The organism is Pseudomonas sp. CGJS7, from assembly GCF_036961695.1.
Genome location: NZ_JBAMDI010000006.1, coordinates 92,914 through 116,191, shown reverse-complemented (window position 1 = coordinate 116,191; position 23,278 = coordinate 92,914). Strand labels below are relative to the sequence as shown.

The following is a 23,278-nucleotide window of genomic DNA, read 5'->3' as shown; positions in this document are numbered from 1 at the left end:
ACCTGTACCCATGAGCGCTAACGCGTTGGTGATCCTCACCCACGTCCTCCACCCCGCCGTCACCGAAGGCTTCATCCCCGCCGCGCGGCGGCTGGGCTTGCCGGTGGTGCTGTTGACCGACTGCCGTCTGGACCATCTGGAGCATTTCAGCGCCAACCCGGAATTCGCGCCGCAGCAGATCGTCGAGTGCGACGTATTCAATCCGCTCAGCGCGATCGATGCGCTGCGCACGCTCGGCATCGAACCGGCCGCGGTGTTCTCCAACAGCGATCACCTGCAGACCTCCACCGCGCTGGTCGCGCAGAACTTCGGCTTGCCCGGCAAGGACTGGCGTGTGTGCTATGCGGCCAAGAACAAGGCCGCGACGCGCAAACGCCTGGACGAGTTGGGCCTGCCGGCGCCGTGGTTCCATAGTTGGAACCAGGGCCAGCCGCTGCCGGCCGATACGCGCTATCCGGTGGTCGCCAAGCCGCGCGAAGGCGTCGCCAGTCTCGACGTGCAGTTGTGCGCGACGCCGGGAGAGCTGCAGGCTTACGGACAAACCTTCTGGAGCCGCTTCCCGGGACGTACTGTGCTGCTGGAAGGCTTCCTGCGCGGGCCGCTGTTCACCCTGGAAACGCTCAGCGACGGCCGCCATTCGCGCGCGGTCGGCGGCTTCGACGTGCGCCTGTCCGAACCGCCGAATTTCATCGAGTTGGAGGCGTCCTGGAACGGCCCGATCGGCCTGCTCCAGCGCCAGCAGGCCTTGGCCCAGGTGCTGGCGTTCGGCGTGAACTTCGGCGTGTGCCACAGCGAATTCGTGCTGACCCAGCAAGGCCCAGTGCTGATCGAGATCAATTACCGCAGCATCGGCGACGGCCGCGAGTTCATGCTCGATCGTTTGTTCGACGGGCAATGGTTCGAACAGATCCTGCGCCTGCACTTGGGTCAGCCGTTGAGTCCGCACGGGTGGCAGACGCCCAAGCAAGCGCTGGTGCGCTACTACGTGGCCGAGGATTCGGGCCGGCTGGTTCAGGCCAGCGAAGACCGGGTGCACTCCTCGGAGCGTTCGCACAGCGTGTACCGCAGCCTGCGCAAGGCCGGCGAAGACGTGCGCCTGAGCCGGTCCAACAAGGACTACCTCGGCGCGCTCAGCGTCATCGCCGATAGCGACGCCGACCTGGTCGAGGCGGTGTCGGCGCTGGAACCGCAGCTGCAATGGGATATCCGCGCATGAGCGCGCCGTCGATCGTGCGCGATGCCGACGCCGACCGCGCCTACGTGACCTGGCGGATCATCGACTGCTGCCTGCGCGAAGACGTGCGCGGCCTGGTCGCCCGCGGCGCCGCGGCCACGCCGACGCTGGCGATCGCGCGGGCCTGGGCCAGCGACGGGCGGCCGACGCTGTGGTGGCGCGTCGACCATTTGCCCGCCGGCGTGCTCTGGCTGCCGGTGCGTTACAGCGACGCAATGCAGAGCTTGAGCGCGCTGAGCGACGGTTGGGTGCGCGAGAGCGGCGACGGCGTCGCGCTCGAATACGGGGCCGAGCGCTGGCTGGAATTGATCGGCCAGGACCTGGACGAGCAAACCCGCGCGCTGCACCGCGACTACGCGGCCGAGGCGGCCTGCGCCGCGCAGCATCGGGCGCTCGCGCGCGCCGCCTACGTCGGCAACGCGACGGCATTGACGCAGGCGCTGGATCTGCAGCCGTGGACCGAACGCGCCTTGCGGCTGGACCAAGTTGCCAGCTATCGCGACCATCCGTTCTACCCCACCGCGCGGGCCAAGTCCGGTTTCGACGAAGCCGCGCTGCGCGGGTATGCGCCCGAGTTCGATCCCAGCTTCGAACTGCGCTGGCTGGCGGTGCCCAAGGCCGCGCTGACCTTGACCACGCCGCAGCCCGGGTTCTGGCCGGGTTGGCGCGAGCTTGGCCTGCCCGCGTCGGTCGAAACCAGCCATGCGCTGATGCCGGTGCATCCGCTGACCTGGTCGCGCCTGGACGAATTCGAGTTGCCGGCCGATACGCTGCGGGCGCCCAACCCGTTCTTGCGGGTGCGCCCGACCTTGTCGGTGCGCACGGTGATGCCGGTCGAGCATCCGCGCCATCACCTCAAGCTGCCGCTGCTGATGCGCACGCTCGGCGCGCTCAACCTGCGTTTGATCAAACCCTCGACGCTGTACGACGGGCATTGGTTCCAGCGCGTGCTCAGCCAGATCGGCGTCACCGACGCGGCGTTGCGCGGACGCTTCGTGCACGTGGACGAGTCCCATGGCGGCCACGTCGATGAAGCCAAGCATCTGGCCTATCTGCTGCGCAGCTACCCCGAATCGCTGGACGGCGGCACCCTGGTGCCGGTCGCGGCCTTGTGCGGCGCGATGCCGGACGGGCGCGCGCTGGCCCGGCATTTGGCCGATCGCTATTACGCCGGCGACTTGTCGGCATGGTGGCGCGACTACGCGCGGTTGCTGTGCGAGGTGCATCTGCGCCTGTGGCTGAGCTATGGCGTGGCGCTGGAGTCCAACCAACAGAACGCCGTGCTGATCTACCGCGACGATGCGCCGCCGCGACTGTTGATGAAGGACAACGATTCCGCGCGGGTGCTGCAATCGCGTTTGCGCTCGCGGCTGGCCGGCGTCGAGGCGTACGGCCCGGTGCGCGATGCGCGCATCGAGGTCGAAAGCGACGATGCGCTGGCGCGGATGTTCTGCACCATCACCTTGCAACTGTGTCTGCTCGCCGTGCTCGAAGGCGTGGCCGAGGGCGAGCGGGCGTTGCGCGCGGGGATGTACGCGGCGCTGCGCGAGACGCTGTCGTCGAGCTTGCGCGCGCTGGCCGCCGAAGGCATCGACACCGCACCGGCCTGGGCCTTGCTGCGCGCTCCGCGCCTGCCGGTCAAGTACCTGTTGAGCGCGGGCAGCCTGTACAGCAAAGCGGCGACCGGCGCGGCCGACATCAATAAGTTCTACGGCGACAGCGGGCCGAACTTCATGCTCGCCGGCGACGACCCGGCGGCGCCGTCTAACCCGGCCGAGGCGGCCTGATGCGCATCCTAGGACCTGTCCTGACCGCGCACTATCTGGCCGCGTTCACCGCGTTGGGGCTGCCGATCTTCATGCCGCGGGTGCTGGCCGAACTGGCGCCCGGCGCGCCGGATTGGCTGGTCGGCGTGTTGTACGTGCTGCCGACGGTCTGCACCGCGCTCACCGCGACCGCGTGGGGCCGCTTCGCCGACCGCTACGGCCGCAAGTTGTCGTTGATGCGCGCGCAAGTCGGGCTGGCGATCGGTTTCGCGCTCGCCGGGCTGGCGCCGAATCTGTGGGTGTTCGCGCTGGGATTGATCGTGCAAGGCAGCTGCGGCGGCTCGATGGCGGCGGCCAATGCGTATCTGTCGACCCAGTCGCAGGGCGCGGCGTTGTCGCGCTCGCTGGACTGGACCCAGTTCTCGGCGCGGCTGGCGATGGTGTCGGCGCCGCCGCTGCTGGGCTTGATGACCGGCGCCGGGCAGACCCTGCAGCTGTATCTGTACCTGGCCGGTTTGCCGCTGCTGGCGCTGGCGATCACCGCGCGGCTGCCGACCGATACGGTCGTGGCCAGGCCCAAGCCCGCGCAGGCCGCCGGCACCGCGCTCGCGGCCGCATCGCCGCACGACCACCGGCGCGAATTGTTCGGCCTGTTCGGCGTGCAGTTCCTGTTCTGCTTCGCGATGGTCGTGACCTTCCCGTACTTCGTCTCCTACAGCGAACACCTCGGCGTCGGCAGCGACAGCCTCGCCGGCCTGCTCTACAGCCTGCCGCATCTGGTCTACCTGTTGGCGATGCCGTGGCTGCGCGCGCGCAAGACCGCATCGCAGCGGCGCTTGTTCGCCGGCTTGTCGTTGCTTGCGCTGGCCTGCGCCGCGCACGGCCTGCTGCGCGATCCGCACTGGCTGGCGCCGGTGCGGGTGGTGTACGGCGCGGGCATGTTGCTGAGCTTCAGCGGCATCAACCGCGTTTTGAGCGAATGCGTCGGCAGCGGCGGCGCGGCCGGACGCCTGTTCGGCGGCTTCGACGCGTGCGGCAAATGGGCCGGCGCCTTGGCCGGCGTGTGCGCGGGCTTTCTGGTCCATCGCTACGGCGTAGTCGCGCCGTTCTTCATTGCCGCCGTCGTCAGCGCGATCGCGCTGGTGGTGGCGCTGTTCACGTTCCGCCCCTTCCCCCAGAGGCAGTCTCATGTCGCAACAAACGATGCATGAACAATGGTACGAGGCGCAGGCCCAGGCCAACGCCGTCGAATGCTGGTTGAACTGCTACCTGCGCGAGTTCGCGATGCCACGCGGCGAAGCCGAGTTCGACTACCGCGGCAACGACCGCCCCGCCCGCTTCGAACAAGGCCATGGCGCGCTGATACGCATCCGCTTCGCCCAGCCCGGCTACCGGGTGATGGTGCGCACCCGCCGCGGCAGCCGCCTGGGCCGCTGCGAATACCAGGGCTCGCCGTACCTGAAATCGCCCGGCGAACCGTGGCGCGCGGCCAATGCCTCCAGCCTGATCCACTTCCTGCTGGATCGATTGGCTGCGCAATGCGGCTTCAACCACGAACTGCTGGCGCAGTGCGAGAACAGCATCCAGATCAACGCCCAGTTGCTGGCGCTGGCGGCGAACGCCAGCGAAACCGGCAATCCGATGCTCGACGCCGAACAGGGCATGATCTGGGGCCACGCCCTGCATCCCACGCCCAAGAGCCGCGAAGGCGTCGCCACCGAGCAGGTGCTGGCGTGCTCGCCGGAAGCGCGCACCCAGTTCCCGCTGTACTGGTTCCGGATCGACCCGAGCCTGTTGCGTCGCCAGGGCAGCGATGTCGGCGACGTGCTCGGCCAGTTGTCCGGCGCGGACGATCTGTATCCCTGTCACCCGTGGGAGGCCGAGCGCATCCAGGCCAATCCGCTGTGGCAACGGGCGCGTTCGCTGGGCCTGATCGAAGCGCTCGGCCCGCTCGGGCAGGCGCTGGCGCCGACCTCCTCGGTGCGCACGATGTTCCATCCGCGCGCGGACTATTTCCTGAAGATGTCGATCCACGTGCGCCTGACCAACTGCGTGCGCAAGAACGCCTGGTACGAGCTGGAAAGCGCGGTGGTCATGACCGACCTGCTGGCGGCGGCGTGGGACGACGTGCGCCAGCGCGCCGCCGGCTTCGACGTATTGCTGGAGCCCGCCGCGACCACGCTGGATTTCAGCGCGGTCGCCGCCGGCGATGAGGCCAATGCGCGCGAGCTCGGCGAGAGCTTCGGCATCCTGTACCGCAGCAACTTCCCGGCCCTGGTGGTCGAGCGGTATCGCCCGCAAGTGGCCGGCGCGCTGTTCGCCCGCGATCGCGCCGGCGCCGGCATCTGCCAAGGCCTGATCGAACGCTACGCGCGCCAGCACGGCGGCGGTTACGCGCACGCCGCCGAGACCTGGTTCGCCGCCTACGCCAAGTGCCTGCTCGACGGCGTGTGGCTGGCGTTCTTCAGGCACGGCATCGTGTTGGAACCGCATTTGCAGAACACCTTGATCGGTTTCAATCACGACTTGCCCGCGCGGGTGTGGGTGCGCGACCTGGAAGGCACCAAGCTGGTGAGCGAGCTATGGCCGGCGCAGCGCCTGAGCGGTCTGTCCGAACGCGCTCGCCAGTCGGTGCAGTACTCGCGCGAACTCGGCTGGAACCGGGTCGCCTACTGCGCCTTGGTCAACAATCTGGCCGAGGCGATCTTCCACATCGCCGCCGGCGATCGCACGCTGGAAGATCGTTTGTGGAACGCGATCGGCCACCTCGCCGCCGACTGGCAACGGCGCTTCGGCCGCCAGCCGTTGCTGCAAGGGCTGCTGGAAGGCGCGAGTCTTCCGAGCAAGAACAACCTGCGCACCCGCGTGTTCAAGCGCGCCGACCGCGATTCGGACTACACCGCCCTGCCCAACCCGATCCGGGCCTGGGCCGCCGCGGCGGGGGAAGCGGCATGACCCCGGCCGTGTGCGCCGCGATCGAGCGCTTGCGCGCCGAGCCCGGCGACGGCGTCTGCGCCTACGTCTACGACCTGGATGCCTTGCGCGCCCACGCGCGCGCCATGCGCGCCTGTCTGCCGCCGGGCTATGAGATCTACTACGCCGCCAAGGCCAACGCCGAGGCGCCGATCCTGCGCACGCTGGCGCCGTGGGTGGACGGCTTCGAGGCCGCCTCGGGCGGCGAGTTGCGCTGGTTGCAGCAACAGCAACCCGGCCGGCCGTTGCTGTTCGGCGGCCCCGGCAAGCTCGACAGCGAACTCGCCCTCGCGGTGTCGTTGCCCGATTGCACCGTGCACGTGGAAAGCCTGGGCGAACTGGATCGGCTCGCGCGCATCGCCACCCAGGCGGGCAAGCGCGTGCGGGTGTTCCTGCGCATGAACATCAGCGTGCCCGGCATCCGCGACACCCGGCTGATGATGGGCGGCAAACCGACTCCGTTCGGGCTCGACGAAGATGCGCTGGCGCAGGCGGCGCGTTGCCTGGGCGAGAACCCGCAGTTGCGCCTGGAAGGTTTCCACTTCCACTTGATGTCGCACCAGCGCGACGTGGCGATGCAGTTGCAACTGGTGCGGGCCTACATCGCCGCCACGTTGCGCTGGCGCGAGCAGTACGGCCTGGACGCCCGGGTGGTCAACGCCGGCGGCGGTTTCGGCATCGACTACGCCGATCACGCCCGATCGTTCGACTGGCCGGCGTTCTGCGAAGGTTTGCGCGAGCTGGACCTGCCGCGCGCCCATGGCCTGCGCGTGCGCTTCGAGCCCGGCCGCTTCATCAGCGTCGGCTGCGGCTACTACGCGATGCAGGTGCTGGATATCAAGCGCAGCCACGGCGAATATTTCGCGGTCGCCCGCGGCGGCACCCACCACTTCCGCACGCCGGCCGCGCAAGGCCACGACCATCCCTTCCAGGTGATCCGCGGCGGCGATGCGCCGGTGCTGGCGAATCAGCCAGTCACCCTGGTCGGGCAGTTGTGCACGCCCAAGGACGTGCTGGCGCGCGCGCAGACGGTCGCGGCGCTGGCGGTCGGCGATTGCCTGGTGTTTTCGCTGGCCGGCGCTTACGCCTGGAACATCTCGCACCAGAACTTCCTGATGCACCCGGCGCCGCGGATGGTGTTCCTGGAATCGGAGCATTCGCCGCAGTTCGAGCCGGATCGCACGGAGATTGCCGAAACCGCCGAGTGCTGAACCCTCGCCGGCGGCGCCGATCGTCCGGCCCGGTGCGTATTCGAATCGGGCCGGACGATGCCTCCGACAGACCGCAAGCCGACCGGCCAGGCCCGGATCGCCGCGAAACCGCGGCGGTCTTCGCCGCCGAATCCGCCTTTCAGCCACCGACGCCTGGGCGGCGCGAAATGCCGACCTTGAGATCGTCGCGGATATAGATCTCGACATAGCCCGGCAACCAACCGTCGTGGGCCATGCGCACGAACGGCGCGAGCAAACGGCTGTCCTGTTCCGGGGTCAGGAACACCACCGACCACAGGTTCAGCGGCTGCTCCTGGCGGCCGGCGACCGCGTGGATCACGTGGAAGATCGGCTGGCTGTCGCCGGCCTTGAGCACCGTGCCGTCGGCGCCGGGATACTCGGACGCGCCGATGAAGGTCACCCGCTGCCGGGCGTGATCGACCCGGGTCTGTTCCAGGATCAACTCGTAACGATCCGGCTGCAGCCACAAGCGCTGCCGCGATTTGCGCACGAAGCGCTCGACCTGGGCGCTTTCGGGCGAATCGGCCCACACCGCCGCACTGCCCTGCTCGACCACGTAGGGAATGTACAGATCCGGGCGTCGGGCTTTGCGCGCTTCCATCTCCCACAGCTGGCTGCGGGTAAGGCGCAGCGGGCGTTCCAGGTCGTAGCGCTCGGCCAGGATCCGGTTCACGTCGACCGGCGGGATTTCGAAGCGGGTATTGCTGGGGTCGTTCCAGGCCTGCTCGAAAACGGGCTCGTGGTCGACACTCGGGTATTGAACGGTCATGGCGGTGCTCCGGTAAGAAGGGCGATGCGTTGCGTGTGCCTATAAGCTAGAACCTTAAGTAATGTTTAGGTCAACGAACGCACGGACGAACGATCCATTCCAGTGCGGAAACGATGCGGCTTTCGCGGCCGCACGCGGATGCGTGGAAAGCGCGGTGTGCCCGCTCGCTGCGTGCGATGGTTTATGACGATGAACGCCGAATCGCATTCGCGCTTTCGCCCCGCGCAATTGTGATTCGCAACACGTTTGCGGGCGAAAAACGCGTCCGGTCGCGGCATCGATGCGCGTGTTTTCACTTGAACGCCGAACGATCGAGCACGCCCCGCGACAATGGACGAACCTCAGAACCACACCGAACAACCTCCCAGCGAGCTGGCGACCCGGCTCGAACTGGGCGTGCTGCATTGGCTGGCAGCCGCCGAAGCGCCGGACCGGTTCGCGCCCGAGACGCTGCGCGCGGCGCTGGGCGTGGAACTCTCGCCGCTGGGCGAGAGTCCCGGACTGTACTGGCATGGCGATGCGCTGACGCCGGCGTGGCGTTACGGCCTGCTGCTGGACCGTTCGCGGCCGGCGCCGCGTCTGGAACTCGATTTCCGCCCCAGCGCGGGCAACGATCCGTCGATGCGCGAGATCGCCGCGATCGATCTGGAAGCGGCATCGAGCCGCTTGCTCGAAGCCGGATTCCAGCGCGACACGGTGCGCGCCGAACACGGCCGCGTCGATCACCACCGCTTCCGCCGCGATGCCTTGACCGTGGAGATCTACGCGCGCGGCGAAAGCGCCGCCAATCCCGAGCGTCAGTGCATCCGCCTGTTGGTCGCACGCTGAGCGGACTGGGGCACCAATCGCCATGCCCGCGCTGAGCGACGCCGACACCGCACTGCTCGACCGGGTCAACGGCATCGGCGCCGACACGGTCGAGTACGCCAACCTCAAACAGGTATTCGCCGACTCGCCGCAGCTGTTGGCCCAACTGCGCGATGCCGTAGCCAACCACGGCCTGATCTCGATCCAGTTGCTGCCGCCGACATCGACCTTGGCCGGCGGCTACCTCGGTACGACCGGGGTGATATCGCTGTGCGGCGCGAACCTGCAGCGGCCGCACAACGAAGGCGCAGCGGCGGCTTCGACCGTCGGCCACGAACTTCGGCACTGCCAGCGCTACGCCGAAGTCCGTCAACGTATCGACATCGACATCGGTTTCGCCAACCTGCTCGCATCCGCAGGCGCGTACGACTGCACCGACACGGTCCAGGCCTACGTTCAGACGATGCGCGAAGACGAGGCGCACGCGGAAATCGCCGGCTGGAACGCGCATCTGGATATCGTCAGGGAAAACATCGGCGATCGACCGCTCACCGCGGACGATCTGTACCGATCCGCGCCCGGCCGGATGGCGTATTACGTCCAGCCCGCCTCCGACAACGTGCATTACGAGTTCAAGCCGGAGATCCAGGCGGTGTTGAACGCCGACTTGAGCATGCCGGTCGATCAGACCGCCATCGATGCGGTCGCGACGAACTATTTCGACGTGCCGCCGCATCTGTCCGGACTGGGCCCGACCGGCGCCTGCGACTACCGGCACTACTACGCCGCCGCGGCCATCGCCGAAATCCGTCACGGCAGCCCGGAGGCGGTGCAGCTCGATCTGTCCCGATTGCAGCTCAACGAAACGACGCTGCGCGCCAGCGGCGCCGACCTGGGTCCGGCCGATGCGCCGTCGTTCATCGACGTGCCCACACCGCCGCCGGGCTTGACGATGCCCGATACGGCCGATGCCGTGTGGGCGATACCGCCGACTTCGCCGCCGATCTCCGCGTTCCCGGAGCTGGATCTGGGACTGGAACTGGAGTTCGGGCTGCAACAGCTACCCGATGGGTCTGCCCACCACGATCCACTCGCCGGCAACGACGATCCGGGCTTGGATTTCGGCACCGCGTTCGGACTGGACTTCGACGACCATCCGCTGTTCGACGACGACGCGCCGAATCCGCTCAATTCCCCGCCCGCTTCGACCTCCGCCGCGCCGCCCAGCCCGCGATCGGAAGAGCCGAGCGATTGGTTCGCCGAGTGGCTCAAGCAGCACGAGTCCGAACACGTCGCTCTGCCCCCGGGCGACGACATCGACACCAGCACCAGCGTGCTCGGCAAGCGCGGGCGCGACGACGACGAACCGGAGCCCAACCCGGGCAATCCGAAGTCGCCGCGCAACCATCCCGACACCGTGTTGCCGCAGCAATCGGCTCCGCCGCATGCCACCGTTATGCGTCCGCAGCAGTCGGCGCCGAACCTCGGCGGAACCGCAACACCCGAACCCGCCGCGCCGTCCAAGGCGCATCCGCTGTATCAGCAAGCCTGGAACGCGCTGCAAGCGCACCCCGACCCCAGGATCAACGGCTGCGCGCCGGAGACCTTGCAACGCCTCGCCGGTGGATTGGCCTGCCAGGCGCGCAACGCCGGCATGGAGCGCATCGACCACGTCGTCGCGTCGCCGCGCAACGACAATGTGTTCGCGATCCAGGGCCTCAGGCCCGACGATCCCGGCAACCGCCAGGCCCATGTCGACCTGCACGCGGCCGGCGCCAGGCCGCTGCAACAATCGTTGGCGGAATTGTCCGCGGCCGCGCCGACCGATCCGGGCCGGACGCAAGCCGCGCCGTCGCAACAGCCCGGCGGACGCGCGCCGTCCGGGCACTGAGCGCGGGCCTTCCCACCGCCCGCTCGGCTTGCCAAACCCCCGCCAGCGGCGACAATCGTCTGCGCCACCGCGTTTTCGATTGAGGCCAGACGATGGACCAGGCAACGCCGCCACCGAAACTGATCGAGATCCGCACCTACCGGGTCAAACCGGGTTCCGGCCCGCGTTTCGTCGCCGCCATGGCCGACGCCTTGCCGATGGTCCGCGCCAGCGGCATGGACGTGGTGGCCTTCGGCCGCTCCGATCACGAGCACGAAAGTTTCCATCTGATCCGGGCCTACGCCGACCGCGCACAGTTGATCGCGCAACAGGACGCGTTCTACGGCTCCGACGCCTGGCGCCTCGGACCTCGGCAAGCTTTGATCGATTGCCTGGAGGATTACTTGAACACCTTGCTGTGGTTGTCGGCCGACGCGGTCGAAAATCTGCGTTCCAGCAACGGCGCGGAAATACGCTTTCCGGCGTGATTCACTGCGGCGGCCGCATCGCCTTGTTGGCCATCGGCAGCGGCTATAAGCTCGCCGGGCTGCGGCATCGGTCGTCGGCGAGCGCCGACGCGTCATTACTCACGACTTGAGAGCGTCCTGTGACTTACATCCACTTCTCCCGCGGACGTTTGGCCGCCACGGCCCTGACCGTCGCGCTGCTCGCGGCCTGCGCCAAGCCCGAACCGGCCGCGCCCGCCGCGACCGCAGCGGCACCCGCCGCCGCACCGGCGCCGGCCGCGCAAAACGAAAGCCCCGACGTGCGGCGCTTCCGCATCGGCGCGCTCGAAGCGGCGGCGCTGAAAGACGGCGACATCGACGTCGTCAACGACGCCAAGACCTTCGCCATCGGCCAGCCGCTGGATCAGATCAACGCGCTGCTGTCGGCCGCCGGACAACCGACCGACGCGCTGCATCTGAGCATCCAGCCGCTGCTGGTGCGCAGCGGCACCCGCAACCTGCTGTTCGACACCGGCGCCGCCGATGCCTCCTTCGCCCACGCCGGACGCCTGCCCGCGTCCTTGCGTGCGGCCGGGCTGGAACCGGCTCAGATCACCGACATCTTCATTTCCCATCAGCACCAGGACCATGTCGGCGGCCTGTTGACCCGCGACGGCGCGCTGGCGTTTCCCAACGCGGTCGTTCACCTCTCGGCGCCGGAGTGGGAATCGCTGAAGGCCGATGCCGATGCCGCCAAGCTGGTCGCCGCGATTACGCCGAAGGTGGAAACTTTCCAGCCCGGCGCCGCGATCGTTCCCGGCGTGGTCACCGCGGTGGCCGTCGACGGCCACACGCCGGGGCACAGCGCGTATGAGATCGCGTCCGGCGACGAGCGCCTGCTCTACATCGGCGACACCGCGCACCACTTCGTGATTTCGGTGCAGCGTCCGGAATGGACCGTGCAGTACGACCAGAACGCGCCGCTGGCCCAGACCCACCGGCGTGCGCTGCTGCAACGCGCCGCCGACGGCAACCTGCGCGTTTACGCCGTGCACTTCCCCTTCCCCGGCCTGGGGCGGGTCAAGGCACAGGGCGACAGCTTCGTTTGGGAAGCCGAACGCTGATCCACGCCGTGGCGCGCGAGCGCCGCGGCTCGATCATCCATCGCGCCGGTCCTCGACCGGCGCGTGTTGCGCCATCAACTCGACCACCCAGTCGATGAACACCCGCAGTTTCCTGCTGACATGGCGGTTCGGCGGAAACGCCAGATACAGCGGCATCGGCTGCAAGCGCCAGTCCTGAAACAGGCGCACCAGCTCGGCTTGCGCCACATGCGCCTTGGCCATGTAGTCCGGCAGCCACAACACGCCCATCCCGGCCAGACCGGCGGCCAGATACGCGTTGCCGTCGTCGACCGCTAGCGCATAGCGACCTTGCGCCTGAATCTCTTCCGCACCCCGCCGCATCGCATACGGATACACCTTGCCGGCGCGTCCCCAACGGAAACCGACGATGCGGTGATGGCCGTCGTCCAGTTCGCGCGGATGCGCGGGCGTGCCGGCGCGCTGCAAGTACGCCGGCGCCGCGTACACCCCGAGTCGTAGATCGCCGATGCGGCGCGCCACCAGCGATTGATCGGCGATTTCGCCGCCGCGCACGACGCAGTCCACGTTCTCGCCGATCAGATCGACCCGGCGGTCGCTCACGCCCAGATCGAGTTGGATGTCGGGGTATTGCGCATGGAACGTCGGCAACGCCGGCACCAGAATCATCCGCGCCAACGGGCTCGGCACATCCACCCGCAACCTGCCGCGCGGCGATGTCGAAGCATTCGACAAACCGGTTTCGGCGTCCTCCAGATCGGCCAGCAAGCGCACCACCCGCTCGTAATACGCCGCGCCGTCGGCGGTGACATTGACCTTGCGGGTGGTGCGGTTGAGCAGCTTGACCCGCAGCCGCCCCTCCAACTGCTGCACCAGTTGGGTGACGCTGGTCTTGCTCATCTGCAGGGTGTCGGCGGCCTTGGTGAAACTGCCGGTCTCCACCACGCGGGCGAACGCCTGCATCGCATCGATACGGTCCATCGGCGCTCCGGGCGTTTGGGATTGTTTGGATTCTACAAACAGTGATCCCCGGCTGGGCGCGTTTATCCGCATGCCGCGCCGGCCTAGAGTGGCTTCATCGCCGATTACCGGCCTTTTTCAGCTTATCCAGGAGGTTTCCATGACCCAGCGCGACGTCGTTTTCCCGCCCGGGCGCCATGCGCTGTATGAGCGCAACCGTTACTCGCCCGCGATCCGCTCGAACGGTTTTTTGTTCGTGTCCGGCCAGGTCGGCAGCCGCGAGGACGGCTCGCCCGAACCGGATCTGACCGCGCAAGTCCGGCTGGCGTTCGAGAACTTGAACGCCATCCTGAAGGCGGCCGGTTGCACGTTCGACGATGTGATCGACGCGACGGTCTTCGTCGTCGATCCCGAAGCTAACTTCGAGACCGTGTGGAAAGTGGTTCCGGAATACTGGGGCCAGGCGCCGCACCCGACCCTGACCGGTATCGGCGTGACCTGGCTGTACGGCTTTCAGTTCGAGATAAAGGTGATCGCGAAATTGCCGGACGGCGTTTGAGCCCGGAGCTTCGCCGAACCGGCGTAGCCCACACGAAAGCGGCGCGTCTGTACCGACGCGCCGCTTGAGCGGTGCCAGCGCGGCCGCGATCAGTCCGTGTCGCTGATTTCCTTGGCCCGTGCCTGCGCCGCTTCGCGTGCGGCCTTGGCCAGTTCCGGCTCGCCTTGCGCTTCATAGCGCTGGGCGATCTTCTCCCCGACCGCCAGCGCTTGCTTGGAATGGCCCTCGCGGTTGCTATTGGGCGGCAGCACGATGCCGGCATCGATCTCGGCCTTCACCGTGTTGGTGAACTCGGCCTTGGCCGAGGTGGCCGGCGCCGACTCGGGCGCATGGCCTTGTTCGAGCGTGGCATCGTATTTTTCGGCCGCCGCATCGGTCGCCTTGGCCTTGTCGCCGGACACGAAGATCACTTCGCCCGGATAGATCAGATCGGCGCTGCGGGTGTTCGGATGGCCGGCCGGATCCATACTGAATTGCGGATTGACCGCCAACAACTGCGGCAAGGTCATGCCGTTCTCTGCGGCGATCCGACTGAGGTTGTCGCCGGGTTCGACCACCACCGGCTTCATGCCCGTGGGCGTGGCGACCTGCGCGGTTTCGATTTCCGCCTTGGTGTTGACCAAGGCGCCCAGCGACGGACCTGCGTAGGACGGGCCATTCAAAGTAGTCATAAGTCGTCTCGAATTGGTGGGGGAAAAGACTGCGGTCGGTAGTGCGATCCAGCTACGGCTCAAGCCAAGGTGCAGCCACATCGCCGCTCGGGCCAGGGACGGACGACGTTCGTCCCGGGCGTTTGCGGATGTCGTCGGCGGCGGTGTCTTGTCGAAACAATCCAAGCCCGCCGGATCGCGGCGCCTGCGTGCGTTCCGGCGTGTGCGCCATCCTCCGCGCATCCATGCGCCATAACGCGGTCGCGAATCGAAGAAACGGCGAAAGCGCGGCAAGTGCATAGGCAATCGCGTCTAACCGCATCAAATCGCCGGCGCCCTTCAATGATGGCAATGCCTGGCGAATCGCTCGCGCCGCGGTGCGGCCTGCTTCGGGACGGTCCCGCTCTTCGGCCGGCTTCGCGATTTGCGAACGTGCGCACGCATTTTCCGATCCAAGCCGTTCTGTGCAGCGCGAATCTCGCCCAGCGCGGGCCTACTCTTCGGATTGGATCGATCTAAACCCGGCTTGACGCAAAGGTTCCGTTTCCGGGCGTCGCCCGCGGATCGACCGCGTTCGTCATCGCGACGATCGCGCCGATTGGACGCTCCACACCTCCGTCAAGAAGAAAAGGACCTCCCATGCAATCGACCCATCATGCGAGTTCTCGCGCCCGCCGAATCCGATGGCTGCAAGCGGCCAGCGTGCTCACCTGCCTGGGCCTGGCCGGCACCGCGCCGGCGGCCAATCTGGCCTTGAACAAGGCCGCCACCGGCTCGGCGGCGTGCAACGCCAACGAAGGCCCGGCCAAGGCGTTCAACGGCAGCGTCGGCGGCGGCAACAGCGACAAGTTCTGCTCCAGCGCCAGCAGCAAGTGGTTGCAGGTCGATCTGGGCGCGAGCAAGTCGATCTCCAGCTTCACCGTCAAGCACGCCGGCAGCGGCGGCGAGCCGGCTGCGTTCAACAGCAAGAACTTCAACATCCAGATCTCGGCCAACGGTTCGAGCTGGACCACGCCGGTCACGGTCAGCAACAACACCGCCAACACCACCACCCACCCTATCGCCGCGGCCACCGCGCGTTATGTGCGGCTCAACATCACCACCCCGACCCAGGGCAGCGACAGCGCCGCGCGGATCTACGAGTTCGAAGTCCACGACACCCCGCCGGCCGCGGAAAAACTGGTGCAGGTGCTCGACCAGGTGCCGCAATTCGGCATCTACCGCAGCACCGAGCCGACCACGTACACGCCGCCGACGGGCTTGCTGATGTGGAAGCGCGGGACCGAGTTCGCGCGCAAGCTCAGCGATGCGGACAAAGCCAAGATCGGCGACGACGTCGCCCTGCGCATCACCTATCACGCCCAGTGCGATCCCTACGACCGCTTCGCCTCGGCGTTCTACATCAGCATGCCCAAGGGCGTGGCGCCGACGGTGGACACGCCGCGGGTGACCTTCACCGATTTCATTTCGCCCTTCAGCGACATGTGGCAAGGCGCCAAGGCGACCCGGGTGTATCCCGACGCGCCGATGGACCCGTACGCCGCGGCGCTCGCCAATCCCGACCGCGATATCTGGGTGGGCATCAGCGGCGGCTCCAATCCGCAGTACGGCGACGACGCCTGCGAAAACCACGGCGTCACCGATCCGGCCATCGCCGAGGTCGGTTTCAAGTATTCGCTGGCGCTGGTGTCGACCAAGGCCTTGACCGCCGGCGGCGATCCCGACGTGGTCAGCGTGCTGTCGCGCTCCTCGGAAAAGGACGACAACATCGCCACGCCGGCGGTTTCGCACAGCGCCAATCTCGGCATCGGCACGCTGGCGGTCAGCATCGCCGGTTACGGCGCCGCGTCGGGTGGGCAGGAATACACCAACACCAACATCTCGGTGAAGGTCAACGGCGCGCAGTTGGCCAACTTCAGCACCAAGATCGATTGCGCCAGCTACGAGCAATTCAGCCCGCGCGGCAATCCGGGGATCTTCCGCAACAACAACAGCAGCAATCCGCGCAGCTGGTGCCCGGGCGCGCTGGTGCCGATGCGTTACTTCGATCTGGGCAACATCGCCGGCAAGACCATCCAGGTGACCTTGGGCGTGGGCAATCCCTCGCCGTGGACGGTGGATTCGCAGTACGTGACCAGCATCAGCGTGCTGGAACACTGATCGCGGGCAACGTGCCGGTCGCGCGAGTCGCGGCCGGCGCTTCCCGTTCGTCATTCCCGCGTTCGCGGGAATGACGGCTGGTTAGTCAGCCAACTTCGGAAATCAACGCCCGGTTCTTGCCCGAACGCTTGGCATCGTACAAAGCCCGATCCGCCGCCTGCAGCAGCGCTTCGTACGAACCCACATCGCGTTGCGAACTGGTCGCGCCGCCGACGCTGACGGTGATGCGCTGGGTCGGCGCGCCTTCGTTGGGAATCGCCAGTTCGAACACCCGCGCGCAAATCTGCTCGGCCACCCGCGCCGCGCCGTCGGCCGAAGTCGACGGCAGCACCAACGAGAACTCCTCGCCGCCGTAGCGCGCGGCCACGTCGGCCGGGCGCTGCGCGCACTGCTGGATTTCGCTGGCCACCGCCTTGAGCGCTTCGTCGCCGGCCAGGTGACCGTACAGATCGTTGTAGACCTTGAAGTTGTCGACATCGATCATCAACAGCGAGAACTCGGAGCGGTCGCGCGCGGCGCGGCGCCATTCCTGATCCAGGTATTGATCCAGGTAACGCCGGTTGTTGAGCCCGGTCAGCCCGTCCACGTCGCTGAGGCGGCGCAGGGTCTCGTTCATTTCCAACAGCTTCTGCTGGCTCTCGCGCAGCGCCTGATAAGCCAGATCGCGTTCGACGTGATACAGGTAAGACTGCGAATGGTGGCGGATGCGCGCGATCAGCTCGATCGGATCGGGCAGCTTGACCAGATAGTCGGCCGCGCCGGTGGCGAAGGCCTGGCTCTTGACCGCCGCGTCTTCCTTGCTCGACAGCACCACGATCGGCACGTTGCGCAATGAGGGATGCACCCGGTACAGATGCACCAGGGTCATGCCGTCGACGTCGGGCATCACCAGGTCCTGCATGATCACCGTCGGCTTCAGCGCCTCGGCCATGGCGATCGCGTCGCTGGCCGAACTGCAGTAGTGGAAGTCGATGTCCAGCTCTTTGGCGATGGCGCGACGCACGGCCTCGCCGATGAAAGGCTGATCGTCGACCAATAGCACCACGAACCGATGTTCGCTCGGCAACCCGAGGTGACGGTTCACGGGGGGAACACTCATGGGGAGACACTCCTGTGATCTGCAAACAGCTCGCGCAGCTTCGCGGCGATACGGTTCAACGGTAGGACATCGACCGCGGCGCCGCGTTCGACCGCCGCCTTGGGCATGCCGTAGACGGCGCTGCTGGCCTGATCCTGGGCGATGGTGTGGTGGCCGCTGCGGCGCAGCGTCTCCAGCCCCTTGGCGCCGTCGCGGCCCATTCCGGTCAGCAGCACGCCGACGATCTCGCCGGTCCAGGCGCGGTTCGCGCTTTCGAAAAACACATCCACCGATGGGCGGTACGGCTGCTCCACCGGTTCGCGGGTGTAGCCCAACGTGCCGTCGGGCTCCAACACCAGATGTTCGTTGGTGCCGGCCAACAGCACCGTGCCGGCGGTCGGGCGCTCGCCCTGGGCGGCCACCCGCACCGGGTTGGCCGAAAAACGGTTGAGCCAGTCGGCCATGCTCAGGGCGAATTTTTCGTCGATGTGCTGCACGATCACCAGCGCGGCGGGAAAATTCGCCGGCAGTCCGGACAGCAGTTCCGACAACGCCGCCGGGCCGCCCGCCGACGCGCCGATGGCGACTAGCCGCCGCGCGTTGCCGCGGCGCGGCTGCGGATTGACCGCGCGTTGCGCCGGGGTGTCGCCGATCAGCCGGGCGATCAGATCGATCTTGGCCAGCAGCTCGCGCCCGCCGCCGTTGCCGCCGCCGTCCTCGCCCAGGCCCAGCGCGGGTACGTCGGTGGCGTCCATCGCGCCGTAACCCATGGCTTCGAACACCAGCGGCGCGTTGCCGCCGACGCTGGCGGTCACGATCAGGATCGGGCACGGGCTGGCCGCCATGATCCGGCGCGTGGCCTCTACCCCGCCGATGCCGGGCATCAGCAAATCCATCAGCACCAGGTCCGGCGGATCCTGCGCGCAACGCTTGACCGCTTCTTCGCCGTTGGCCGCGGTCCAGGCGATGCTGTGGTCGCGGCGCTGGCCGATCACCCGGCGCAAGGCTTCGACCGCCAGCGCCAGATCGTTGACGATGGCGATCCTCATGCGGCGGCCTCGCCGATCAAGTCGACCACCGCCTGCAACAGCGCCTCTTCATGGAACCCGCCCTTGGTCAGATAGAAATCGGCGCCGGCTTCCAGACCGCGGCGGCGGTCTTCTTCGCGGTCCTTGTAGGACACGATCATGATCGGCAGATCGCGCAGACGCGCGTCTTTCTTGATCAGCCCGACCAGTTCGATGCCGTCCATGCGCGGCATGTCGATGTCGGTGACCACCAGATCGAAATGCCCGGAACGCACCGCGTTCCAGCCGTCCATGCCGTCGACCGCGACTTCCACCTGATAACCGCCGCTCTCGATCAGCTTGCGTTCCAGCTCGCGCACGGTCAGCGAATCGTCGACCACCAGCACGCGTTTGCGCGCGGCGGCCTGGGCGTGGTCCTGGTAACGCAGTTGCGCCAAGCGGCCGGTCGAGACCAGCCGTTCGACCGAACGCAGCAGGTCGTCGACGTCGACGATCAACACCGGCGTGCCGTCGTCGAGCAAGGCGCCGGCGCTGATGTCCTTGATCTTGCCCAGTTGCGGCGGCAGCGGCTGCACCACCAGTTCGTTGGCGCCGCGGAAACCGTCCACGGCCAGGCCGTACTCGGGATCGGCGCCGCCGCCGACCACCACCACGTGCAAGCGATCCTCGGTGGCCTGAGTGTCGTTGCCGCCGAGCACCTGGGTCGCCGACACCAGCCCGATCCGGCGGCCGTTCAAGCGGAAGTGCTGGCGCCCTTCCAGCCATTGGATGTCCTCGCGCGGCACCAGCGCGGTGCAGGCGACCTGGGTCATCGGGAAGGCATAGGCTTCGCCGCCGATGTCGACCACCAGCCCGCGCAACACCGAGGTGGTGAGCGGCAACTGCAATTGGAAACGCGAGCCGTGGTCCGGCGACGACGACAGCCGCACGCTGCCGCGCAGTTGCTTGACCATGTCCTGGACCGCGTCCAGGCCGACGCCGCGCCCGGAAATTTCGGTGACCACCTCGCGCAGGGTGAAACCGGGCAGGAACAGGAACTCCAGCAACTCGGCTTCGCTCAGCCGCGCCGCGGTGTCTTCGTCGGCCAGACGCCGGGCCAGCACGATCGCGCGGATGCGTTCCAGGTCGATGCCGGCGCCGTCGTCTTCGACGGTGATTTCCAGCAGGCCGGAGACGTGATGCGCTTCCAGCCGGATCGTGCCGACGGCGGGCTTGCCCGCGGCTTCGCGCTGCGCCTCCGACTCGATGCCGTGGTCGACCGCATTGCGCAGCAGATGGCTCAGCGGCGCTTCCAGTTTGGCCAGCACGTCGCGGTCGACCTGGGTCTTGGCGCCGACGATTTCCAGGCGCGCCTGCTTGCCCAACTCGCGCGCCAGATCGCGGACCATGCGCTTGAAACCCTGGGTGCCGTCGGCGAACGGCCGCATGTGGCTGGACAAGGCTTCTTCGTACATGCGATGGGCGACGCTGGCGCTGCGCCGTTCGAACAGATCCAGCTGGGCCACGCGTTCGGCCAGCAGCCGTTGCGATTCGGCCGCCAGCGAGCGCGCCTCCATCAGCAAGGCGACCGCGCGCGGATCGCGCGCGACGCTGGCCAGATCGGCGAGCTTGTCCAGGGTTTGCGCGCCGCCGTGCTGGATCCGCTTCAGCCGTTCCAGCGAGCGGATGTAGGGATCGAGCCAGCGCGAAGCGACCAGCGATTCGCCGGCCAGGCCGAGCAAACGGTTGAGGCTGCGCGCGGTGATCCGCAGCACCCGTTCTTCGCCGTCGCCTTGCGTCTCGGCGCGGGTTTCGCGGCTTTCGTTGCGTACGGGCGCCGGCGGCGATACTGGCAAGGCTTCGGCGACCGGCGCCGCGCCGGGCTCGGACGCCAGCGCCTGGGCGAGCAAGTTGCAGTACGCCAGCGCTTGCGGCGCGTCGTCGCGCATCCATTGTCCGGCCTGTTCCGGCGGGGTGGCGGCGATCCGGCTGAGCATGTCGACGCCGCGCAGCAAGGCGTCGATCGCGGCGTGGTCGAGCAGCAGCCGTTTTTCCTGCGCGGCAACCAGGCAATCCTCCATCACATGGGCGATCGCCACCGCCGCCGACAAGCCCAGAATGCGCGCCGCGCCCTTCACCGAATGCGCCGCACGCATGCACGATTCCAGCTCGGCCGCCGAGTCGGGCTGGCTTTCCAGCACCAACAGCCCTTCGGTCAGCACCTGCGCCTGCCCTTCCACTTCCATCCGGAACAGGTCGTGCAGCGAGTAATCCTGGAGATTGCCTGTACTCATCCCAGCCGCCGGTTGATCGCGCCGATCATCAGTTCGATATCGAGCAGGCCCACGCTGCGTCCGCCGTCCATGCTCAATACGCCGGTGCTGAACGGCGAGCCGGACAAGGCCACGGTGGCCGGGACATTGCCGACCACGGCCGGGTCGTAACGGTGCGAGCCGTGCACCTCATCGGACTCGAACGCCAGACGCTGGCCGTTCGCCGACAACACCACCAGCCGTTTGCTCAGCAGCATCCGCCGCGGGTCGACGCGCTCGGCGGCGGCTTCCAGATGCAGCAGCGCCTCCAGCGCGACGCAGACGGTGAGCTGGCCGCGCACATTGACCAGACCGCGCACCACGCCTTCACGGCGGTGCGGCAGGCCGTGGATGGCGCGCGGTTCGATCACTTCGTCGGCGACCGCCGCGGGCAAGCCCAGCCACTCGTTGCCCAGGCGGAACACGAAGAGGGTATGGGTCAGCGAGCGCAGGTCGGCTTCGCGCGTGGCTACGTGCCGGGTCGCCGACTGCAGTTCGCCGCGGTCGGGCGCGCGGCCGAGCAGGCGCGCGACCGCGCTGTGCGAGGCATCGTTGTTGTCGCCGCTCATCGGCACCTCGCTCATGGCCGCCGGCCTACCGCGGCGGCGCCGCGGCAACGTTCGGCGCGGGTGCGCAGCACGCGCCCGCCGGCCGCGTCGCCGCGGGTTTCCAGCAACAACGCCAGATGCATCAACGCCTCTTCGTGGCAGGGTTCCAGGTACAGGACTTTGCGGAAATGCTGTTCGGCCTCGCGCTCGCGTCCGCTGGCGCTGTCGATCAGCCCGCTCAGATACAAGGCGCGCGCGGACGGTCCGTGCGCTTGCAGATACTTTCGGCAGGCGGCCAAGGCTTCGGCCAGGCGGCCGTTGTCGGCCAGGGTCTGGGCCTGATCGAGCAGGCTCTCATCGACGCTCGCCGCGGCGGCGGCCGCGGGTCGCGCCGGCGTCGGCCGCAGCGGCGCGATCGGTTTACGCAACGGCGCGGCCGCGCGGGGCTGCGTCGGCGCGGCGATGGCGCGTACCGACGCCGTCGCGGCCGGCGCATCGACCGCCCGCGCCGGCGCCTTGCGGAACGCGAACGCCATCGGGAACTGCGCCGATACGAAATTCAGCGACAGCAGCAGACTCGCCTCCGACGGCCCCACGAACAACAACCCGTCGGGCCGCAACAGTCGCCGCAGCACTTCGACCGTGCGCAACTGGGTCTGCGCGTCGAAGTAGATCAACAGATTGCGGCAGAAGATCGCGTCGTACAGCGACTCGCCCGGCAGGAAGCCGAGGTCGAGCACATTGCCCTGACTGAAATTGACCCGCGAGCGGATCGACTTGGGCAACTGCCAACCCTCGGCGGTCGCCTCGAAATGGCGCTCGCGGAATTCCAGTTCGCGGCCGCGGAACGAATTGCTGCCGTAACGGCCCTGACGCGCCTTGCTCAAGGCGCGCTCGCTGATGTCGATGGCTTCCACGTCCAGGCGTTCGAGCGGGAATCCCGCGTCCTGCAGCGCCATCACCATGGTGTAGGGTTCTTCGCCGGTCGAGCACGGCAGGCTCAGCAGACGCAGGCGCTGGGCCGGCCGGGTCGCCGCCCACAGCGGGTCGTAATTGCGCGCCAAGGCCGCGAAGGCCTGGTTGTCGCGGAAGAACCAGGTCTCCGGCACCACCACCGCTTCGATCAGCTCCTGCTGCTCCAGCGCCGAGTCGCGCAACAGTTGCCAATACTGGCCCAGGTCCGCGCGGCCGCAGGCGGCCATCCGCCGCTGCACCGCACGCTCGACGATGGTCGGACCGATCGTGCTCGCGTCCAGTCCCATCGTGTCCTTGAGCCATTGCTGGAAACCGCTCAACTTCATGCGTCCGCCGTCCTCGGCTGGAACAGCAGTTCGTACAGCGACTCGGGCAGCAGATGCTCGATCCGCACCCGCTGCAACGCGCCGCGCGCATCGGCCGCGACCGGCCCGAGATAGGCGGTGTCGGGGTGGTCCACGCCCGACTCCTGAAAGTCGGCCTCGGCCAGACGCACGGTCTGCAGCACTTGCTCGCCGATCAGACCGAGCTTGCGCGGCCGGCCCGCGCTGTCGCGGTATTCGGCGACGATGATGCGCGTGCTCAGCACCGGCCGCGCGGCGCGGCCCAGCGCGATCCGGCACAGATCGATCAGCGGCAGCAGTTCGCCGCGGTAATCGAACAAGCCGGCCACCGCTTCGGGCGCGCGCGGAATCGCCTTGGTCTCCACCAGCGGCAGCACCGAGATCACCCGCGCCGCCTCGATGGCGTAGCGGTCCCGGTCCAGATGGAAGACGAGAAACAACACGGCGTCGTTCTCCCGAGCGGACGATGCTTCGGCCACGGATCG

General features: G+C 67.8%; 20 protein-coding genes. 11 read left to right on the top strand and 9 right to left on the bottom strand.

Features of this window, described 5'->3' with window-relative positions:
• Nucleotides 1-10 precede the first annotated feature (10 nt).
• The 5 genes from V7787_RS06310 to V7787_RS06290 are packed head-to-tail and all read left to right on the top strand — an operon-like array spanning nucleotide 11 to nucleotide 7,184.
• Nucleotides 11-1,216 carry an ATP-grasp domain-containing protein gene (locus tag V7787_RS06310; protein WP_336086610.1) on the top strand — a complete coding sequence of 402 codons (1,206 nt, stop codon included), beginning with the start codon at nucleotides 11-13 and terminating at the stop codon, nucleotides 1,214-1,216.
• Nucleotides 1,213-3,021 (top strand): IucA/IucC family protein, encoded by a 1,809-nt coding sequence (locus V7787_RS06305; protein WP_336086608.1) that lies wholly within the window; start codon nucleotides 1,213-1,215, stop codon nucleotides 3,019-3,021. Before V7787_RS06310 ends, V7787_RS06305 begins: the two co-directional genes overlap by 4 nt.
• On the top strand, nucleotides 3,021-4,211 hold the full coding sequence (locus tag V7787_RS06300; protein WP_336086606.1) for an MFS transporter: 1,191 nt from the start codon (nucleotides 3,021-3,023) through the stop codon (nucleotides 4,209-4,211). Before V7787_RS06305 ends, V7787_RS06300 begins: the two co-directional genes overlap by 1 nt.
• On the top strand, nucleotides 4,189-5,955 hold the full coding sequence (locus V7787_RS06295; RefSeq protein WP_336086604.1) for an IucA/IucC family protein: 1,767 nt from the start codon (nucleotides 4,189-4,191) through the stop codon (nucleotides 5,953-5,955). Before V7787_RS06300 ends, V7787_RS06295 begins: the two co-directional genes overlap by 23 nt.
• Nucleotides 5,952-7,184 (top strand): type III PLP-dependent enzyme, encoded by a 1,233-nt coding sequence (locus tag V7787_RS06290; protein WP_336086602.1) that lies wholly within the window; start codon nucleotides 5,952-5,954, stop codon nucleotides 7,182-7,184. Before V7787_RS06295 ends, V7787_RS06290 begins: the two co-directional genes overlap by 4 nt.
• 139 nt (nucleotides 7,185-7,323) lie before the next feature.
• On the opposite strand, the gene V7787_RS06285 is transcribed toward V7787_RS06290, so the two are convergent.
• Nucleotides 7,324-7,974, bottom strand: coding sequence for a hypothetical protein (locus V7787_RS06285; RefSeq protein WP_336086599.1), 651 nt, complete (start codon nucleotides 7,972-7,974; stop codon nucleotides 7,324-7,326).
• Nucleotides 7,975-8,304: 330 nt separating this feature from the next.
• On the opposite strand from V7787_RS06285, the gene V7787_RS06280 reads away from it, so the two are divergent.
• The 4 genes from V7787_RS06280 (at nucleotide 8,305) to V7787_RS06265 (ending at nucleotide 12,221) form a co-directional block, all read left to right on the top strand.
• Nucleotides 8,305-8,802, top strand: a complete 498-nt coding sequence (locus tag V7787_RS06280; protein WP_336086597.1) for a hypothetical protein — start codon at nucleotides 8,305-8,307, stop codon at nucleotides 8,800-8,802.
• A gap of 22 nt (nucleotides 8,803-8,824) precedes the next feature.
• Nucleotides 8,825-10,672: an XVIPCD domain-containing protein gene (locus tag V7787_RS06275; protein ID WP_336086595.1), complete on the top strand. Its 1,848-nt coding sequence runs from the start codon at nucleotides 8,825-8,827 to the stop codon at nucleotides 10,670-10,672.
• Between the two features lie 92 nt (nucleotides 10,673-10,764).
• The gene (locus V7787_RS06270; protein WP_336086593.1) at nucleotides 10,765-11,139 is read left to right on the top strand and encodes an NIPSNAP family protein; all 375 of its coding nucleotides are present in this window, start codon (nucleotides 10,765-10,767) and stop codon (nucleotides 11,137-11,139) included.
• A gap of 119 nt (nucleotides 11,140-11,258) precedes the next feature.
• The gene (locus tag V7787_RS06265) at nucleotides 11,259-12,221 is read left to right on the top strand and encodes an MBL fold metallo-hydrolase (protein WP_336086591.1); all 963 of its coding nucleotides are present in this window, start codon (nucleotides 11,259-11,261) and stop codon (nucleotides 12,219-12,221) included.
• A 33-nt stretch (nucleotides 12,222-12,254) separates the two neighbouring features.
• On the opposite strand, the gene V7787_RS06260 is transcribed toward V7787_RS06265, so the two are convergent.
• A complete protein-coding gene (locus V7787_RS06260) occupies nucleotides 12,255-13,181 on the bottom strand; it encodes a LysR family transcriptional regulator (RefSeq protein ID WP_336086588.1) in 927 nt (308 codons plus the stop codon).
• A 139-nt stretch (nucleotides 13,182-13,320) separates the two neighbouring features.
• Here V7787_RS06260 and V7787_RS06255 point away from each other — a divergent pair, with 139 nt between their 5' ends.
• Entirely contained in the window at nucleotides 13,321-13,719 is a 399-nt protein-coding gene (locus V7787_RS06255; RefSeq protein ID WP_336086587.1) for a RidA family protein, read from the top strand.
• An 89-nt stretch (nucleotides 13,720-13,808) separates the two neighbouring features.
• Here the strand turns inward: V7787_RS06255 and V7787_RS06250 are convergent, their stop codons facing one another.
• On the bottom strand, nucleotides 13,809-14,390 hold the full coding sequence (locus V7787_RS06250; protein WP_336086585.1) for a LysM peptidoglycan-binding domain-containing protein: 582 nt from the start codon (nucleotides 14,388-14,390) through the stop codon (nucleotides 13,809-13,811).
• 618 nt (nucleotides 14,391-15,008) lie between these two features.
• Between V7787_RS06250 and V7787_RS06245 the strand changes: the two genes are divergently transcribed.
• Entirely contained in the window at nucleotides 15,009-16,529 is a 1,521-nt protein-coding gene (locus V7787_RS06245) for a discoidin domain-containing protein (RefSeq protein ID WP_336086584.1), read from the top strand.
• An 85-nt stretch (nucleotides 16,530-16,614) separates the two neighbouring features.
• Here V7787_RS06245 and V7787_RS06240 read toward each other — a convergent pair whose 3' ends face one another.
• The 6 genes from V7787_RS06240 to V7787_RS06215 are packed head-to-tail and all read right to left on the bottom strand — an operon-like array spanning nucleotide 16,615 to nucleotide 23,272.
• On the bottom strand, nucleotides 16,615-17,628 hold the full coding sequence (locus V7787_RS06240) for a GGDEF domain-containing response regulator (protein WP_336086581.1): 1,014 nt from the start codon (nucleotides 17,626-17,628) through the stop codon (nucleotides 16,615-16,617).
• Nucleotides 17,625-18,656 (bottom strand): chemotaxis response regulator protein-glutamate methylesterase, encoded by a 1,032-nt coding sequence (locus V7787_RS06235; protein WP_336086579.1) that lies wholly within the window; start codon nucleotides 18,654-18,656, stop codon nucleotides 17,625-17,627. Before V7787_RS06235 ends, V7787_RS06240 begins: the two co-directional genes overlap by 4 nt.
• Entirely contained in the window at nucleotides 18,653-20,908 is a 2,256-nt protein-coding gene (locus tag V7787_RS06230) for a hybrid sensor histidine kinase/response regulator (RefSeq protein WP_336086577.1), read from the bottom strand. The genes V7787_RS06235 and V7787_RS06230 overlap by 4 nt, the downstream gene beginning before the upstream one ends.
• Nucleotides 20,905-21,510: a chemotaxis protein CheW gene (locus V7787_RS06225; RefSeq protein ID WP_336086575.1), complete on the bottom strand. Its 606-nt coding sequence runs from the start codon at nucleotides 21,508-21,510 to the stop codon at nucleotides 20,905-20,907. Before V7787_RS06225 ends, V7787_RS06230 begins: the two co-directional genes overlap by 4 nt.
• The gene (locus V7787_RS06220; protein WP_336086573.1) at nucleotides 21,507-22,775 is read right to left on the bottom strand and encodes a CheR family methyltransferase; all 1,269 of its coding nucleotides are present in this window, start codon (nucleotides 22,773-22,775) and stop codon (nucleotides 21,507-21,509) included. The genes V7787_RS06225 and V7787_RS06220 overlap by 4 nt, the downstream gene beginning before the upstream one ends.
• Entirely contained in the window at nucleotides 22,772-23,272 is a 501-nt protein-coding gene (locus V7787_RS06215; RefSeq protein WP_336086571.1) for a chemotaxis protein CheW, read from the bottom strand. Before V7787_RS06215 ends, V7787_RS06220 begins: the two co-directional genes overlap by 4 nt.
• Nucleotides 23,273-23,278: the final 6 nt, after the last annotated feature.